The sequence below is a fragment of the Nostoc sp. EspVER01 genome, assembly GCF_034530635.1.
GTDB lineage: Bacteria > Cyanobacteriota > Cyanobacteriia > Cyanobacteriales > Nostocaceae > Nostoc.
On the sequence record NZ_JAVRCS010000016.1, the window covers coordinates 22,550 to 38,422 of the forward strand.

Annotated in this window: 15 protein-coding genes; 7 read left to right on the forward strand and 8 right to left on the reverse strand. The window is 38.8% G+C overall.

From position 1 onward, the window contains the following. Positions 1–69 precede the first annotated feature (69 nt). From RMX69_RS15630 to RMX69_RS15660, 7 genes are all read right to left on the reverse strand, one after another. On the reverse strand, positions 70–1,410 hold the full coding sequence (locus RMX69_RS15630; protein WP_322637982.1) for a TldD/PmbA family protein: 1,341 nt from the start codon (positions 1,408–1,410) through the stop codon (positions 70–72). A 209-nt stretch (positions 1,411–1,619) separates the two neighbouring features. Next, a complete protein-coding gene (locus RMX69_RS15635) occupies positions 1,620–3,092 on the reverse strand; it encodes a TldD/PmbA family protein (protein ID WP_289796381.1) in 1,473 nt (490 codons plus the stop codon). A 308-nt stretch (positions 3,093–3,400) separates the two neighbouring features. Continuing rightward, positions 3,401–4,225: a glycosyltransferase family 2 protein gene (locus tag RMX69_RS15640; protein WP_289796382.1), complete on the reverse strand. Its 825-nt coding sequence runs from the start codon at positions 4,223–4,225 to the stop codon at positions 3,401–3,403. 45 nt (positions 4,226–4,270) lie between these two features. Beyond that, positions 4,271–5,575, reverse strand: coding sequence for an NAD(P)/FAD-dependent oxidoreductase (locus RMX69_RS15645; protein WP_289796383.1), 1,305 nt, complete (start codon positions 5,573–5,575; stop codon positions 4,271–4,273). Between the two features lie 89 nt (positions 5,576–5,664). After that, on the reverse strand, positions 5,665–6,021 hold the full coding sequence (locus tag RMX69_RS15650; protein WP_322637983.1) for an EamA family transporter: 357 nt from the start codon (positions 6,019–6,021) through the stop codon (positions 5,665–5,667). 23 nt (positions 6,022–6,044) lie between these two features. Then, positions 6,045–6,434, reverse strand: a complete 390-nt coding sequence (locus RMX69_RS15655; protein WP_289796385.1) for an EamA family transporter — start codon at positions 6,432–6,434, stop codon at positions 6,045–6,047. A 1,962-nt stretch (positions 6,435–8,396) separates the two neighbouring features. Next, complete coding sequence (locus RMX69_RS15660) at positions 8,397–8,615, reverse strand: hypothetical protein (RefSeq protein WP_322637984.1); 219 nt, start codon at positions 8,613–8,615, stop codon at positions 8,397–8,399. Positions 8,616–9,287: 672 nt separating this feature from the next. Between RMX69_RS15660 and RMX69_RS15665 the strand changes: the two genes are divergently transcribed. From RMX69_RS15665 to RMX69_RS15680, 4 genes are all read left to right on the forward strand, one after another. Then, positions 9,288–11,447 (forward strand): Tex family protein, encoded by a 2,160-nt coding sequence (locus tag RMX69_RS15665; RefSeq protein ID WP_322637985.1) that lies wholly within the window; start codon positions 9,288–9,290, stop codon positions 11,445–11,447. A gap of 13 nt (positions 11,448–11,460) precedes the next feature. Next, on the forward strand, positions 11,461–11,814 hold the full coding sequence (locus RMX69_RS15670) for a 2Fe-2S iron-sulfur cluster-binding protein (protein ID WP_322637986.1): 354 nt from the start codon (positions 11,461–11,463) through the stop codon (positions 11,812–11,814). 379 nt (positions 11,815–12,193) lie between these two features. After that, positions 12,194–12,592: a phage holin family protein gene (locus tag RMX69_RS15675; RefSeq protein WP_190940546.1), complete on the forward strand. Its 399-nt coding sequence runs from the start codon at positions 12,194–12,196 to the stop codon at positions 12,590–12,592. A 132-nt stretch (positions 12,593–12,724) separates the two neighbouring features. Next, on the forward strand, positions 12,725–12,916 hold the full coding sequence (locus RMX69_RS15680) for a YqaE/Pmp3 family membrane protein (RefSeq protein WP_322637987.1): 192 nt from the start codon (positions 12,725–12,727) through the stop codon (positions 12,914–12,916). Positions 12,917–13,127: 211 nt separating this feature from the next. Here the strand turns inward: RMX69_RS15680 and RMX69_RS15685 are convergent, their stop codons facing one another. Then, complete coding sequence (locus RMX69_RS15685) at positions 13,128–13,928, reverse strand: histidine kinase (RefSeq protein WP_322637988.1); 801 nt, start codon at positions 13,926–13,928, stop codon at positions 13,128–13,130. 191 nt (positions 13,929–14,119) lie between these two features. On the opposite strand from RMX69_RS15685, the gene RMX69_RS15690 reads away from it, so the two are divergent. The 3 genes from RMX69_RS15690 to RMX69_RS15700 all read left to right on the forward strand — a co-directional run bounded on the left by RMX69_RS15690 (position 14,120) and on the right by RMX69_RS15700 (position 15,852). Beyond that, entirely contained in the window at positions 14,120–14,344 is a 225-nt protein-coding gene (locus RMX69_RS15690) for a hypothetical protein (protein ID WP_289796390.1), read from the forward strand. A 55-nt stretch (positions 14,345–14,399) separates the two neighbouring features. Further along, on the forward strand, positions 14,400–14,735 hold the full coding sequence (petJ, locus tag RMX69_RS15695; protein ID WP_322637989.1) for a cytochrome c6 PetJ: 336 nt from the start codon (positions 14,400–14,402) through the stop codon (positions 14,733–14,735). Between the two features lie 97 nt (positions 14,736–14,832). Beyond that, on the forward strand, positions 14,833–15,852 hold the full coding sequence (locus tag RMX69_RS15700; RefSeq protein ID WP_322637990.1) for an aldo/keto reductase: 1,020 nt from the start codon (positions 14,833–14,835) through the stop codon (positions 15,850–15,852). Positions 15,853–15,873 lie beyond the last annotated feature (21 nt).

Below are 15,873 nucleotides of genomic sequence, written 5' to 3' on the forward strand. Positions count from 1 at the left end.
GATCGCTCATTATGCAAAAGTAATGAGTTAAGAGTTTAACTTAACTCCTAACTCTCTACTTTTTAACTTTTATTCGCCAGTAATCGATAGTTCATTAACCCAGATTTTCGGGCAAACTCCACCTGGCGTTAATTCTGGCTCTTTTTCTACATAAATAATTGACTTCAAGAGTTCCAAGAAATCGCCAGCAACAGTTGCTGACTCAATACTCGTCCTGACACCCTTATTAACTAGCCAACCATCAAACGGCAAAGAAAAGGAACCTTGCAAGGATTTAACTCCAGCATGGAGAGCTTGTAAATCATCGATAAAAATCACATTTTCAGCAGTGTCTAAGCTAAACTCTTGCTCAGGAGTTGCTGTTGAAAATACGTGATAAAAATTGGGACTGACGCTGACTTTTGCACCAATACTAGCATTACCCGTTGGCTGAGCATTTAACCTTTTAGCAGTGCCAGCACTATGAAGAAATCCTGTTAAAACGCCATTTTCAATCAGGGAAATTTGACGAGTGGGAGTTCCTTCGCCATCAAAAGTTTCCGCACCAACGTTAGCTGGATGCAATGCATCATCGGAAACTGAAATTAAAGGAGAAGCAATTTGCTTACCTAAATCATCAGGGGTAGATAGGCTTTGATTGTCTAAAATACTTTGGGCATTGAACAAGTTAGAAAAAGCACCCAGCAGACTTAAGAAAGCTTCTGCTGAGAAAACAACTCGATATTTACCAGTCTTGATTTTTTCATAATTCAAGTGACTGATAGTTTTATCGGCGGTTTCTTTGATGCAACCATTAATATCTAGATTATCTAAACGTTGGTTGATTCTATAAGCGCCTGCACTGCGAGGTTTTTTGCCATCTTCCTCAGTTTTGCTATAAAGATAAACTGATGCTAGAGAGTGAGATTCAGTTCTGACTGCGCCGTCGCTATTGAGATAAAACCTGTCAATATCTCTTTGCGATAAACCATTATAAGGTACACCTTTAATTGCTGGATGGGCTGCCAGTAATTCTTTTTCAGCTACCAACAATTTTTCTATGAGTTCAGCAACAGGTGCTTGGGGTACTTTATCTTGAGGTTTACTTGGAATCGGAGTAGTAGCCTCTGGACTAAAATCAGGAACATTTTCTTTAACACCAAAGAAACTGGCTTCGTAGGCAGTTTTTAAAGCTAATTCTAGTCCCTTGGGGTCTACATCTGTGGTGCTGGTAACACCCATTGTATTATCTTCATTCCAGACACGAACAGTAACACCAGAGCGGTTTGAAGCTTTCACTTGTTTTGGCTCACCTTGGTCTACTTGCACGCTAGTATCATCTACTGTTGAGCCATAAATGTCGAATTTCTTAATGCCAAGTTTATCAGCATTGTCCTTGGCAGAATTTGCAATTTCATTTATATTCGGCATAGTCTATTTTGGATTTTGGATTTCATATTTTGGATTGGAAGCGATTCCATTTTTGATATTAAATTTTGGATTTTGGATGTTACGACTGCAACTCTAGTTTGTGGTAGTTGCTCAACTAGACGAATAACTCATAACGCCAGCTGCTTTGTTCTAGCCTTAAACTCCTGCTCATTCACAATCCAAAATCCAAAATCTAAAATCTAAAATTCTTATCGTCCACCTACGGTAATAGAATCAACCTTGATATGGGGTTGTCCGACTGTGGTGTAAATACTGCCACTAACGGAACCACAAAAACCTGGTGCAATTTCCAAATCTTGGGAACACATGGAAATTTTATTCATGATTTCCTTGGCTTCACCGATGAGAATTGCTCCCTTTAACGGTTTGGTGATTTTGCCATTTTCAATTAAATAAGCTTCATCAACACTAAAGTTAAATTGACCTGTAGCACCAACGCTACCACCACCCATCTTTTTACAGTAAATACCTTTATCAACAGAGGCAAATAATTCATCATTGCTATATTCGCCAGAATCAATATAAGTATTACGCATCCGGCTAGCAGCGGCATAGGTATAATTTTGGCGGCGTCCACTTCCAGTTCTGGGGTGTCCGGTGCGTGAGGAACCTGTTCTATCTGCCAAGAAGTTTTTCAGAACACCTTTTTCAATTAAGAGGGTTCTTTGAGCAGGCATACCTTCGTCATCCATGTCAATTGTTCCGAAGGCATTTTCAGAACGCCCTTCATCCCAAGCTGTCAAACTTTCATGGGCAATTTTTTCGCCTTTTTTGTCAGCAAAGGGAGTGGTATTACGTTCTATTTGAGTGGTTTCTAGCAAGTGTCCGCAAGCTTCGTGGAAGATTACCCCACCAAAGTGATTGGCCATAATAATCGGGTAAGTACCTGATTCCACGTAATCTGCGTAGAGCATTTTTCCAGCCGATTCTGCTATTTTCTCAGCGGCTTGTTGAGAATCCCAAGTTCTCAAGAAGTTGGCATCACTAGTATTACCCGCGCGATCGCCAATTGAGGTACGATTAGCACCATCAGCACACAATAGGTTAAATCCGACTGATTGCGTGAGGCGAATATCACGGGCAAAAGTCCCGTCACTAGCGGCAATTAAAACTTCTTGCCAATCCCGGAAATAGGTAGCACGGCGCGATTGAACATGGCTAGCTTTTTGCTTCAGGTGGGCAGTACCATCTAGGAGGATTTCTCCCATTTCTCGGATGGAGCTACACACTGGTAGCCATGCATCTTTACCTCTTTTGGTGGCGTAATCTCTGAGTAATTCTAGGTTGATTTCTGGGATGAAAGCCTTAGCAGTGGGTAGCTGCAATCCCAAGATAGAAAGACCTTTTTCTAAGGCTGCTTTCAAACCGGAAAACGAAAGGTCATTGGTGCTAACGTAGCAGTCAGCTTTACCACGAAATACTCTGACTCCCGCGCCTGTAGACAGACTGGGTGAAATACTCGTGATGGCGTCATCTTCTGCAAGAGAACTAATATAGTTGCGACGCTCTAAAAATAATTCGATGAAGTCAGCACCAGCGGCGCGTCCTAGTCCCAGAAGGGTAGCCAGGGGGGCTTCCCAGGTTTCATCGAAACGCTCTGGTGTGGAGGAATATTGGAGAGTGGGAAGTTGATTCGAGAGAAGTAGCGTACTTGTAAGCATGGGTAGCCTCGTCTGCTGGCGTAGTTCAGAGATTTGACTGAAAAAATCCTGGTTTGTTCAGTCTAACAAATGAGCAAAAGCCACAGTTGCTAGAAAAACGTGTGGATTTCCCTCCCCTTTAACAACGCCTTGGCAAATCCGCCCACAGACTAGAAATTTGGAGCTATTTGACGAATAATTCAGAAGTCAGAATACAAAAGCGGAGCAAGGAAAGCTCCGCTTTTGTATAAGTGTAGAAAAATACACTTATATTTATGTATTTACTGGCACTCTTCTCAACCAAAGAATCCAGACTTTTCTTCTCAGGTTTATTTACGGTTTGCCATTCTTAGTGGAATTCTGAGTGTTTCTTGCTGTTTGAAAGTCTGACCTAAATTAGAAGCTGGCTCTGTTGATAGTAGATTCTTAAACAAGAGCTTTAGTGTTCGAGTAATAGTTTTAAGAATTTTCATTTTACTAGCAGTCGGCTTTTGGTCGTATCTCAAAACCATTGGAATTTCTACGATTTTTGGTTTGAGGGCTTTGGCTTTCAGCAGTAAATCTATCATGCAAGCAAATCCACTTTCAGTGAATAGATTGTCTCCATAATACATATCCAGTTTACTGAGGAAAGTACGGTTATACAGTCTGTAACCACAAGTGTAGTCTTTTACGCCTGGTACACGGGCGGCAATTCTGAAAAGCCAGCTGGCTCCGTAACTCATCAGCTCTCTAAATTTTGATAAGCCTATGACTTTAGAACCTTTGCGATATCTAGACGCGATCGCAATATCATAGCTACCAGCTATCATAGTGTCATACATTTTTATTAATAGCTCTGGTGGTTGAGTATTATCACAATCCATCGCCGCTAAAAAATCACCTTCTTTGGAAATTTCTAAGAAAGTCGTGAAACCTGTTTTAATTGCTTGACCTAAACCAGCATTTTTAGGATGTTGGACTAACTTCAGTAATATACCTAGTGATTGAGATTCATCTATTGCAGTCTGAGCAGTTTTATCACTACTGCCATCATCGACAAGAATCAGTTCTATCTCTATATTAAAGATTTGCTGCAATGTTTGGAACTTTTTGAACAAGGGTCGAATTGACTCTTGCTCGTTATATGCGGGTAAAAGAACAAAAAGACTCATAAAGACCTCGCGTGATTTTTAAAATAAAGTGTGATTACTCAAATTTCAATAATTCACTAATGCTGATTTTTTGAGAAATTCATCGACTTGTCGAACTACTGCGTTGTTGTTGACGCTATCGTTGACCAACTGTGAGGTATTGACGACGAAAAAATCATCGTTTTCAGTACTCACTTTTGGAACAAGGCTGGAATAATTTAAAACTTGTAGTGGCTGTACTTTAATCGCTCGATTAATATGTGCTGCTACAATGTCATCTGCTTTAAGTTCGGGGAACATTAAACGTATACCTTGGAAAAATATTGGACGTAATTCGTCATCTGGTTGTTTTAACAATGGGTCGGTGGAAAGAATATATTTTGGTAGGAATGTAATGTGATACCCTGCTGTCTCTTCTAAAGAAACTAAGTTACTCATACCGATAACTCCGGTAAAAGGAATGTTTTTATCGGCAATATTGACTACGTAATAAGGAACTAGAGGTTTACGAGTAATCAGTACCATGCAGATTACACCCAGGTATTCTACTGTTTTAGTAGTGTCTGAAACTTTCACCAGTTCCCTCGCAGCAACCTGTTGCAAGATATTAACTGGGCCAGTAAAGATGACTTTATCAAAATGCTCTTTTTTACCCTGAGATTCTACCCACATTCCACCCCCTGGATGAGGTGCGATATATTCAACCGCAACACCTTTGTGGATATGACCTCCAGCCGCATAAATTAATTTCTCTATATGGTCAAAAACAGTTTTATAACCGCCGGAGACATAACCAAGTTGTTCTTTATTTAATGAAGAATCACGCGCTGAAAATAGTCGTTTGATATAAGCCCAGATAAAAACTGCTGAGATTCGCTTATAATTTTCTCCTAATTTGGATAAAAGCAAAGGTTTCCAAAGCTTTTCGTATGTGTTTTTACCACCTAGTTTTAATAGCCAATCTTCAACTAAAATCTTCTCTAAGCGCCGCCAGTTATTAAGACGTGAACCATATAGAAGAGTAAAAGCTAATCTGATTTTACCTATAATTCCAAATAGAGGAAAACGCAGGAATTCTATAGTATTACTAATAGAATAAAACTTTTTATTGTCATAAAAGCCTGTTAAACTTCGATGCCAACGTAGTTTATCTCCAAGACCAATATCTCTGATAAAGTTTATTAAGTGAGTATCAGAAGGTAGGATAACGTGATAAAAGCGATCCCAGGTAAATAATCCGTAATCATGATAGGTAGTAAGTCCACCAAGCTGCTTGCTACTATCAAATATGGTGACTTTATGTCCTTGATGTGAAAGACGTTGAGCTAATACTAGCCCAGTTATACCTCCGCCAACGATGCCGATATTCATAAATTAAATTTAGATTTTGTGAAAATTTTTAGAGGATGATCTTCAAAAACTATTAATATTAATAATCTGATTATTCGCTTGTTAATCTATCAATGTCCAACTAGAATTACGCCAGTTATAATAACGGAAATTCCTAACCACTGACTAAAAACAACTTCTTCTTTTAAAAGATAGTGAGAAGCAATTGGTACAAATGCATACATTAATCCTAAAACGGGAAACGCTTGACTTAAAGGAATTGTCCGCAATACATAAAGCCACAATATAGTCATAAATGTATAGCAGATAAACCAAATCAAAAAATAACGAGATAATAAGAGATTTTTGAGAGATCCGCTTTCTCCTTTATTAGAGTTAGAGATGTAAAATCCATATTTAAGTGAGAGTTGAGCTGTTGTTCCAAACAAAACAACAAGTATTAAATTTAGCCAAGTAAAAATATTCATTTTTTTATTTTTGAAGTAATTAATTATCTAAACTTGAGCTTTTTTATGGGGATAACTACTAAAAGAACACCCAAGAAGATAGTGATTACTCCTACTATTCGAGTTAATGTAATCACCTCATTAAAAAAGTAGTATGAACCGAAAAGTATCCCGACATAATTTAAACTTGTCAGTGGATAAGCAATACTTAATTTTACAGAGCGCAGAGCCAATATCCAATTTACTATTCCTAAACAGTAAACAGTAATAGCTAATGATAATTTTTGAAGAAAATCCCAATTAAATACTCCCTCGTTTGTATAAAGCATGGCATTTTTCATCAGCAGTTGTCCACAGATACTAAGTAAAATACTTACAAATAAAATAGTATAAGGGATTATTTTAAAGTTTGAGCTTTGCGACATAGATTTCATAGTACTTTGCCTTAATCAAGATAGTAGGTATGAACCGAGCAGTAAAAAGTCAGTTGTTTTGAACGTTTCATATCCCGGCAACACCTTCTCTAAAATTCGATCTCCACTTCAGTAAATAGACAACAAAATTAGGAAGGCTATGCTGAAGTGACTGATATCAAAATGATCGTTGAAGCTCATGCCCTAAAGTTAAAAACTAAATACTATGTAATATTTCAGTATAGTTGCTCTATCATGACAGCGTTCGATATGATTGGGAGTAAAGCACGCTTATTTTTTTTTACTGGGTTATACTCTCAAGCAAACCAATTTATTGCTTGGCAATTGACACAATCAATTTAGAGTTTGCCCAACTGTGAATTACACATATTTTCTGTGCTACCCAGGTTTGCTCTAACGCTATTTTTAGCGCGATCGCGATAATCTAATAGTAGATGCAGATATAGAGAAGGTTGATAACTTTGTCACAAATTATATCTACATACACAAAGTTTGCAGTGTGCGTAGGTGTAGACAGTTGTAGACATCGCTGATGCTGAACTCTAATTCCACCCACATATTCAACAGATGCACCTAAACCAAAATGGATTGCTAGAATTGTTGATTAACCCATTCATTAACTTTCATCAGTTGTATCCTGCTGTCGAAATCTTTTGAAGATACTATTGCTCTTCTCAAGCTCTAAAACCTAGCTGGATTGATAAATATTCTCTATTTGCTCCAGGAAAGTTGATTAATGTACTGAACATATCATAAAATTTCTCCCGACTCACAGACATATCTGTAATCTCGGCTGGCAATTAAGCCGATTTATAAAAGTAAAGGCTTTTACTCAAATTGAGTATGTATACGTGCTATTTTTGGGTATGGTAACGCAATAAGTAATACAAGTATGACTGGGGGCGTAAATCATAGAGAGGAGATAAATCAATCTACAGTAATACGCTTTACAGGTTTATGGGGAATTTCGCTGAATGTCCAAATGGAGCCTTTTTAACAAAACAACTAATGCAAACTAGCGTCGGCTAATCAACTTTAAGTTGACGTTAGTTGTATTGAATTTGAGATATTTCTACACCATTCAGTATTAGGTTTGCTTGATTTCTCCTCGTAATTTTAAATAGGCTTTTTTCTCCAAACTTATTGCTACATGTAATTACTTACTAGAATACCACGAGAAAGGTGTGTTGCAAATTTATCGTTATACTTTATCAAAAATTTATCTACTGACAAATACACTTAAACAAAAACTTCATAAAATAAAAGCCCTCCTCCATTATAAATTTTTGTCTTAGAATTTTGTACATTTATGAACTAATTTCTGGGTATTAAGTAGGTAGACATAATTAAATACAAAATAAACTCCTAGTTTGTGGTGAGCGATTTATCGCTCAGAGTAAGGATTATCAGGACTAAAGTCCTTACTACAAACTTTAAGTTTATTTATGCCTAGATACTTAAACTTGTATTACTTGTATTAAGTAAAGAGTTAGTATTAGACTCGATAAATGCAAAGTTAAAAGTTTACCAAAGGAAAATTTAAGCTCGAACAACAGTACTGGCACTGATAATATCACACAACGTTACACCAAATTACAGCCAGAATTTTAGATGACAATCGAGAGTTTGAATTGTTTTATATCCACAAAAATCTCCATCTAAATTCACATATTTTAGACAGAGCTATTAGTCCGCCAATTTGACTTGGCTGGGTAGAGATATTTCTATTGTTCGGATTCATTATCCTCACAAAAGTCTGTTGGTAATAATGATTAACAATCCAAATTGAATCTGTCAAGATGCTAGTACTAAATTTAAAATCAAGCTAATCGCTGCAAAATATGCAATTTTATTAGTACTCTTTTTGAACCAGTAGGCAGTAGCTAAAACAGTAGATAGTGGTATCAAGAAAAACAACGCTGAGTTTCATTGGCTGGATAGAGGTTTCTCTAGGTTGTTTTCCTATTGTTTGGACTCATTATCCTGCAAAAGTCTGTTGGTAATGACGAAGACAATGATTAATAATCCAAACTGAATCTGCCAAGGTGCTAATACTAAACTTAATATAAAGCTAATCGCTGCAAATACACCTGCAAGATATGCAATTTCATCACTACTCTTTTTGAACAAGTAGCCTGTAGCTAAAGCAGTACATAGTGGTATCAAGAAAAACAAAAGCATTTTACTAACCTCTGAACTAAAGGTTGTAGTGTTTTTAGAACAAACAAATTTTTTGGAAGTGTGGTTAATCTTACATCCAATAAGGTTTTGGCTACAACAGTCGAGCGAAATAAATATTATAGAAAATCAAGATTACGCAAGGTTGTATTTTACGCCAATTGGAATAATTATTGCGATAGATGAAGCGCCAAAAAACTTGACAACCCCTTTTTCTGTGTTCGATGGTGAGCGTAGCAAGCTTTAAAAGTGGGTACGAGACGCTACGCGAAATTGCGTAGTGTTTAAGGGACTTCCAAGCAAGAAATAAATTATCCATTTTGTGGGGTGGGCAACATGAGCGCCCTAAATCTGGGACGGGTGGGGACACCCATCCGACAAGAAAATTTGGGATGTTTTTTTATTTGGAAGTCCCTGAGAAACAGACAATTCCTATGGGTGATGCTACTTTTGTCGTTCTCCTCAATCAGCCAAGCTGCCCTGTGCTAGACAAGTTCTGATTCATCTACGCGGATTGAAAGGGTTATAAAACTTGCGTAGGTGGGTTTTGTCTATTTCGCCAATTGCACTCTTGCGAGCAATCATCTGGTAAATTAGCTTAAAACTTTGGCCTTGCGCCAGGATAAGGGTCTAGCATATTACCTTTAGAAGTAGCATTTTCATTTTAGACACCTAATGCTGAACATTCCTCAAATACTGGCAACTGAAATAAACCTCAAATCCCATCAGGTGCAAAACGCGCTGGAACTTTTGGCGGAGGGTGCAACAATTCCCTTTATTGCACGTTACCGCAAAGAGCGCACCGATGAAATGAATGAAGTGCAACTACGCGAACTGGCCGATCGATATACTTATTTAACAGAACTGGAAGAACGAAAATCGGTGATTTTAAGTGCGATCGCCCAACAAGATAAACTTACAGATGAACTCAAAGCTAAAATCTCATCTTGCTTACAAAAAACCGAACTTGAAGATTTATACTTACCCTATCGCCCAAAGCGCCGCACCCGTGCCACCATCGCCAGAGAAAAAGGACTAGAACCACTAGCAGAGTTCATCAAGTCGCTAAATGTCAAAAATGGTGCAACGGCTTCTTTGGAAGAAGAAGCGGCTAAGTATATTTCTGAAACCAAGGGAGTAAAAACAGCAGAAGAAGCGCTCAAAGGTGCTGCTGATATTTTGGCAGAAGAAGTAGCTGAAAAAGCTGAGTTACGTGCGTATATCCGTGATTATCTTTTAGAAGAAGGGGTATTCGTCTCCCGCATCAAAGATGATTATCCCGAAGGTACAACCAAATTTGAGATGTACCGTAACTATCAAATTAGGGTAAAAAATATTGCACCCCACAATATGCTGGCGTTGTGCCGGGGTGAAACCGAAAAAATATTAAGCTTTGAAATTGCTTTCGATGAGGATACGGTACTTTACTATCTTGAGTCGAAAGAAATTAAAACCAAAGTACGGACAATTCGAGATTTTTATCAATCAATGTTAAAGGATGCATTCAACCGTTTGATGAAAATATCTCTAATGGGAGAGGTTATTTCTGAGAAAAAAGTTTATGCAGACATAGAATCAATCAAGACATTTGAAACTAATCTGCGGGAGTTGCTGCTGTCTGCACCAGCAGGGATGAAACCAACCTTGGCGATAGACCCTGGATTTAGAACTGGGTGTAAGGTTGCTGTCCTCGACCAAACGGGACAATTTTTGGAATATCAGGCAGTATTTCCCCACCAAGCGGCTGAACAGCGACTCAAAGCTGCACAAACTGTCAAAAATCTGATTGAAAAGTACAAAATTGAGTTAATCGCCATCGGTAACGGTACAGCGTCCCGCGAGACAGAGGAATTTGTCACGCAAGTATTACAAAATATAGAACGCAAACCAGTTAAGGTGATGGTGAATGAGTCTGGCGCATCTATATATTCTGCTAGCAAAGTGGCGTTAGAAGAGTTTCCCGATTTAGATATTACTGTGCGTGGCGCAATTAGTATCGGCCGCCGTTTGCAAGACCCTTTGGCGGAACTAGTGAAAATCGATCCCAAATCTATTGGTGTGGGACAATATCAGCACGATGTCGATCAGAAGTTGTTGAAAAAGAAATTGGATGACACTGTAGAAAGCTGCGTGAATTACGTCGGCGTAGACTTAAACACCGCCTCCAAAGAACTTCTGACATCCGTCTCTGGGATTACGGCAACCGTTGCCAATAACATTGTTGCCCATCGCAACCAGAATGGAGCCTTTAAAAATCGCCGACAACTGTTGAAAGTTCCGAAGCTGGGGCCAAAGGCTTTTGAACAAGCAGCGGGTTTTCTGCGGATTCGCGGCGGTGATAACCCATTGGATAATACAGCAGTGCATCCAGAGAGTTATTCTGTAGTAGAAGCGATCGCATCTGATCTAAATGTGCCATTAAATCAGGTAACAGAAATTGCCGAAAAACTCAAAAAGACCAATCTGAAGAAATATGTTACCGATAGCGTCGGTGAACCCACACTGCGCGACATTCTCAGCGAACTAGAAAAACCAGGTAGAGATCCTCGTGCTGAGTTTAAGTATGCCACCTTCAGAGAAGGAATTAAGGAAATCAGGGACTTAAATGTGGGAATGGAACTAGAGGGAATTGTGACGAACGTCGCTAACTTCGGTGCTTTTGTCGATATCGGCGTACATCAAGATGGCTTGGTGCATATATCCCAACTTGCTGATAGATTTGTAGACGATCCCAACAAAGTTGTCAAAGTTGGACAAGTAGTCAAAGTCCAGGTGTTAGAAATCAACGAGAAACTCAAACGGATTAGTTTATCGATGAAAGCAGTTAAACAATAATTAGAAACAGCAGATGGCAGTTTATCAAGTTCGATTTATCAATCCTACACTTGGATTAGATCGCACCATTCCAGTACCAGACGATCAATATATTCTGGATATGGCGGAAGATGCTGGTATCCGCCTACCATCTGGGTGTAAACAAGGCGAATGTTCTGCGTGTATTGCTAAACTTATTAGTGGTGAAGTCGATCAAAGTGAGCAAAAATTTCTACGCCCCAGCGAAATACAGGCTGGTTATGTTGTTACTTGTGTAACTTATCCTTTGTCTGATTGCACTTTAGAAACCCATCAAGAACAAGTCTTATATAAATCAGCCCTTTATTATAAGCCTGAGTCTGGAAAGTCTGAGCGATCGCAATACTAATCGGTTAAGAAGATTTATAGGTTGGGTTAAAGGTAGTGAAACCCGAAAAAATGTGAAAATGTTGGGTTTCGTTCCTCAAACGCCACGTGCTTCTCCCTTGGCGCGAGCCTCTCCCAAAGGGAGAAGGGCAGACGCTGCGCGTAGCTTGCTTCCCCGCAGGGGTACAAGTTGGGGAACCGCAAGGGCGCAGTGGCTCCCCAACCTACCTCGGAGTGCTTTTTTAAGTAAAACCTACGCAGGATTGGAACCGCTATATTTTTCTCAATGATAGGCCTAATGGTAGAACCAAATTCTACCTTACAAGAGAGGTTAAAACCTAGAACATAGCTGAAGATGAGATAAGAAGTTACAAAAAATCTTTAGTGATTAGGTAAGAAAAATGTTAACACCATTATTAACCGCCCTAGCTACAGCTTTGAGCCTGTTGATTGTTGATTTAGTTGTTCCAGGCGTTAATATTGCTAACTTTCCCGCGGCTATAATTGCTGCTTTAGTAATTGGTCTAATTAACGGTTCAGTTAAACCAGTTTTGTCTGCTCTTTCTCTACCACTTAACTTTCTATCATTTGGAGCATTTTCGCTCGTTGTCAACGGTTTGTGTTTCTGGTTAGCAGCAGTCCTAGTTCCTGGGTTCGCAGTTCGCGGAATTATTGGTTTCCTTCTTGGGCCAGTGATTCTAACTTTTGCTAACACCTTTATTAACAACTACTTTGTTGAAAGAAACCTGTTAACCAGCAGTGGCGATGTAAAAACCCAAGGTGAATTACCTTCTAGATAAGTATTATAAGGAGTAGAAATACCAGTTTTATCACATCTCTACTCCAAATAAAATATCCGAAGGTGGATATTTTATAATTCGGTATATTCAGCACAATGTAATTAAAGAAACTCACAAAAATACGGCAAAATCATGAAATTAGTTCGTTTTATTCTAGGTTTGTTAGTGCCTCCTTTAGGCGTTTTCCTGACTGTTGGAGTTGGCCCAACTCTGTTTATTAACATCTTGCTCACAGTTTTAGGTTGGCTTCCTGGTAGTATTCATGCAATTTGGGTTATAGCCAAGCATGATGAACAACTTAATCGAGAAGGGCGTATTTACTAATACGCAATATTAAAGCTCTCATCCCCCAACCCCTTCTCGCAATTTGGGAGAAGGGAAGTCAATTTTAAAATCCCTCTCCCAAGCTTGGGAGAGGGATTTAGGGTGAGGGCTTTTGATTAATGTAAAAAGTCTAATGAAAACTGCTGTTTCAACAAAATAGGGTGAGAATTACCCACCCTACTTTTATAAGTCAATTAAACGTTAAAACAGTCTATTTATGAATAGTCTCGCGCTCTTTAGCAGCAGGTTCCTTATCTTTGAATAAGTCAGCCGCCGTTAAGAGTAACTCTCTCAATGTTTGTTTGATTTGCCGCTCTTTTCTGGCTAGAGATGTACCAGCTTCACCCAGTTTATCTTCTAACTGCGATCGCTTCTGTTCTACCTGTACAGCCATAGACTCTGCTTGAGGACGAGCCTTATCGTACCAGTGTTTAGCCTCGTCTAGATAATCTTGAACCTCCATATTACGTCCGCCGTAGCGTGCAGCCATATTAGCTCGGACAATAGCTAGCTGCGCTTGCAGTTGCGCGTAACGTTTCTTTAACAATCCTACTTCTTCACTATCTTTAATAGCATTGACAGCAGAATCTATTGCAGTTTTAGTACTAGCAGGTTTTTCCTTACCCGTTTCTTCAATCTCTGCCAAAATTACATCAACCTCTTGTTGGAGTTGTTCTTCTTCACCATCAAGTTGAGCTTGTAACCTTTTTATATCTGTTTGAGTTTGAGCAATGCTTTCGTGTCTTTTGCTATTAATCCCTTCCAGCGCTCCTTCAATGGAAGCTGTCACTTCATCTTTGAGTTCGCCACCTTTTTCTTGGAAGTTTTCAATTACAGCAGACACTGCATCTTTTACGATGCTACGAACTTCACTAGAACCTTGTTTAAACTCAGAAGCTACTTGAGAAACTGCGGATTTTACTATTTCTCGAATCCTCTCAGTTCTTAATTGTCCAGTTTCTTTCGCTTGTTGCAAGTCGGCTTGAATTTGTTGCTTGATATTGTTAGGCATTTTCAACTCTTGGGATTTAACTAATTTGGATAAAATTTTCTAGAGATGTTCTTACATCAATATTATGGCGTAGCCCGATCAGGCTTGGTACTTCCTTTAGATAGAAAATTCCAATCCCCAAGAGGTGATGTGTAAGATGTTACCCATTTATGAGATGATGAATATTTAGTGGTAGTAATTAGGAGTGAAATATGTGGCAAGTAAATATTACTTGTTCGGGTGATGCCTGGAAAATCTATGGTGTTGATTTTAAAGCGATCGCAGCGAAATATCAAGGTGAATTGATTGGTTCCAAAAAAATGCCAGATGGTACGCGCATCATGTCTTATAAAATTGAGGATGTTAGTGATGCAGAAGCTTTTCAAGAAGATTGTGCAAATTTTGCTGGATTTGCAACTGACTTTGAATCCCTCTAGTATTGGTTCTGATACTTATGCTTACAACTAGTATGTCCAAATCTGGAGAAATTAATTGAAAAAACTACTTACATTAGTATTAGTAACGTTTTTGTTATTAATCAGTACTTTTACTTTGTCTGCTAGTGCAGCAGACACAGTTAACGGTGAACAAATATTTAGTGTTCATTGTGCTGGTTGTCATATCAATGGCAGCAACATCATCAGGCGAGGTAAAAATCTCAAAAAGCCAGCCCTGAAAAAGTATGGTATGGATTCAATAGAGGCAGTTACATCTATAGTTACCAATGGTAAAAATAATATGTCAGCCTACAAAGAACGTCTCACTGAACAGCAAATTCAAGACGTTGCTGCTTACGTTCTCGAACAAGCTGAAAAAGACTGGCGTTAAAAAGTCAGGAGTTAGGAATTAGGAATTATCAGTTATGATTTATCTATTAGTAATTGTTAAGTCTTCCCATTCCTAACTTTTCACTCATAAATTGAAAATGAACTTACCCGCAGCTAGTCGTCTCCAATTTACTCCCGATTTGAACATCTGCCGCATATTAAATGGGATGTGGCAAGTCTCCGGCGCACACGGACAGATCAATCCCCAAGCCGCTATTGAGACTATGTTCAAATATTTAGATGCTGGCTTTACCACTTGGGATTTAGCAGATCATTATGGCCCTGCGGAAGACTTTATTGGTGAGTTTCGTTGCCAACTAATTGATACTCGTGGTAAAGCTGCTTTATCTCAGGTACAAGCCTTTACGAAATGGGTACCTCGTCCAGGCAAAATGACGAAGAAACTCGTCGAGGAAAATATTGATATTTCCCTGAGAAGAATGAATGTGCAATCGTTAGATTTGATGCAATTTCATTGGTGGGAATATCAGGATAAAAATTATCTGGATGCCCTCAAATATATGGCAGAACTTCAGACTGAGAGTAAAATTAAGCATTTAGGTTTAACTAATTTTGACACAGAAAACTTGAAGATTATTACTGAAGCGGGTATCAAAATTGTTTCTAACCAAGTACAGTTTTCGCTTATTGACCGCCGTCCCGAAGTTAATATGGTAGAGTTTTGTCAACAGCATGACATAAAGCTTTTTACTTACGGTACACTGTGCGGCGGTTTGTTATCAGAAAACTATTTGGGTAAACCAGAACCGCAAGGATTTGATCTCTCCACTGCTAGTTTGAAAAAATATAAAAATATGATCGATGCTTGGGGTGGTTGGCGATTATTTCAAGAGTTGCTGGCTATCTTGAAGGAAATTGCTAATAAGCATGGGGTAAGCATTTCCAACGTGGCAGTGCGTTACATTTTAGATCAGCCAACTGTGGGCGGTGTGATAGTTGGTGCCAGACTTGGTGTATCTGAACATATAGAAGATAACGCTAAAGTATTTAGTTTTAGTTTAGATGCAGACGATCGCGATCGCATCAATGCAGTATCTCGCCAATCACGCGATTTGTACCAGCTTATCGGCGATTGTGGCGACGAATATCGGCGATAATTTCGGGAGAAAGGTGATAAT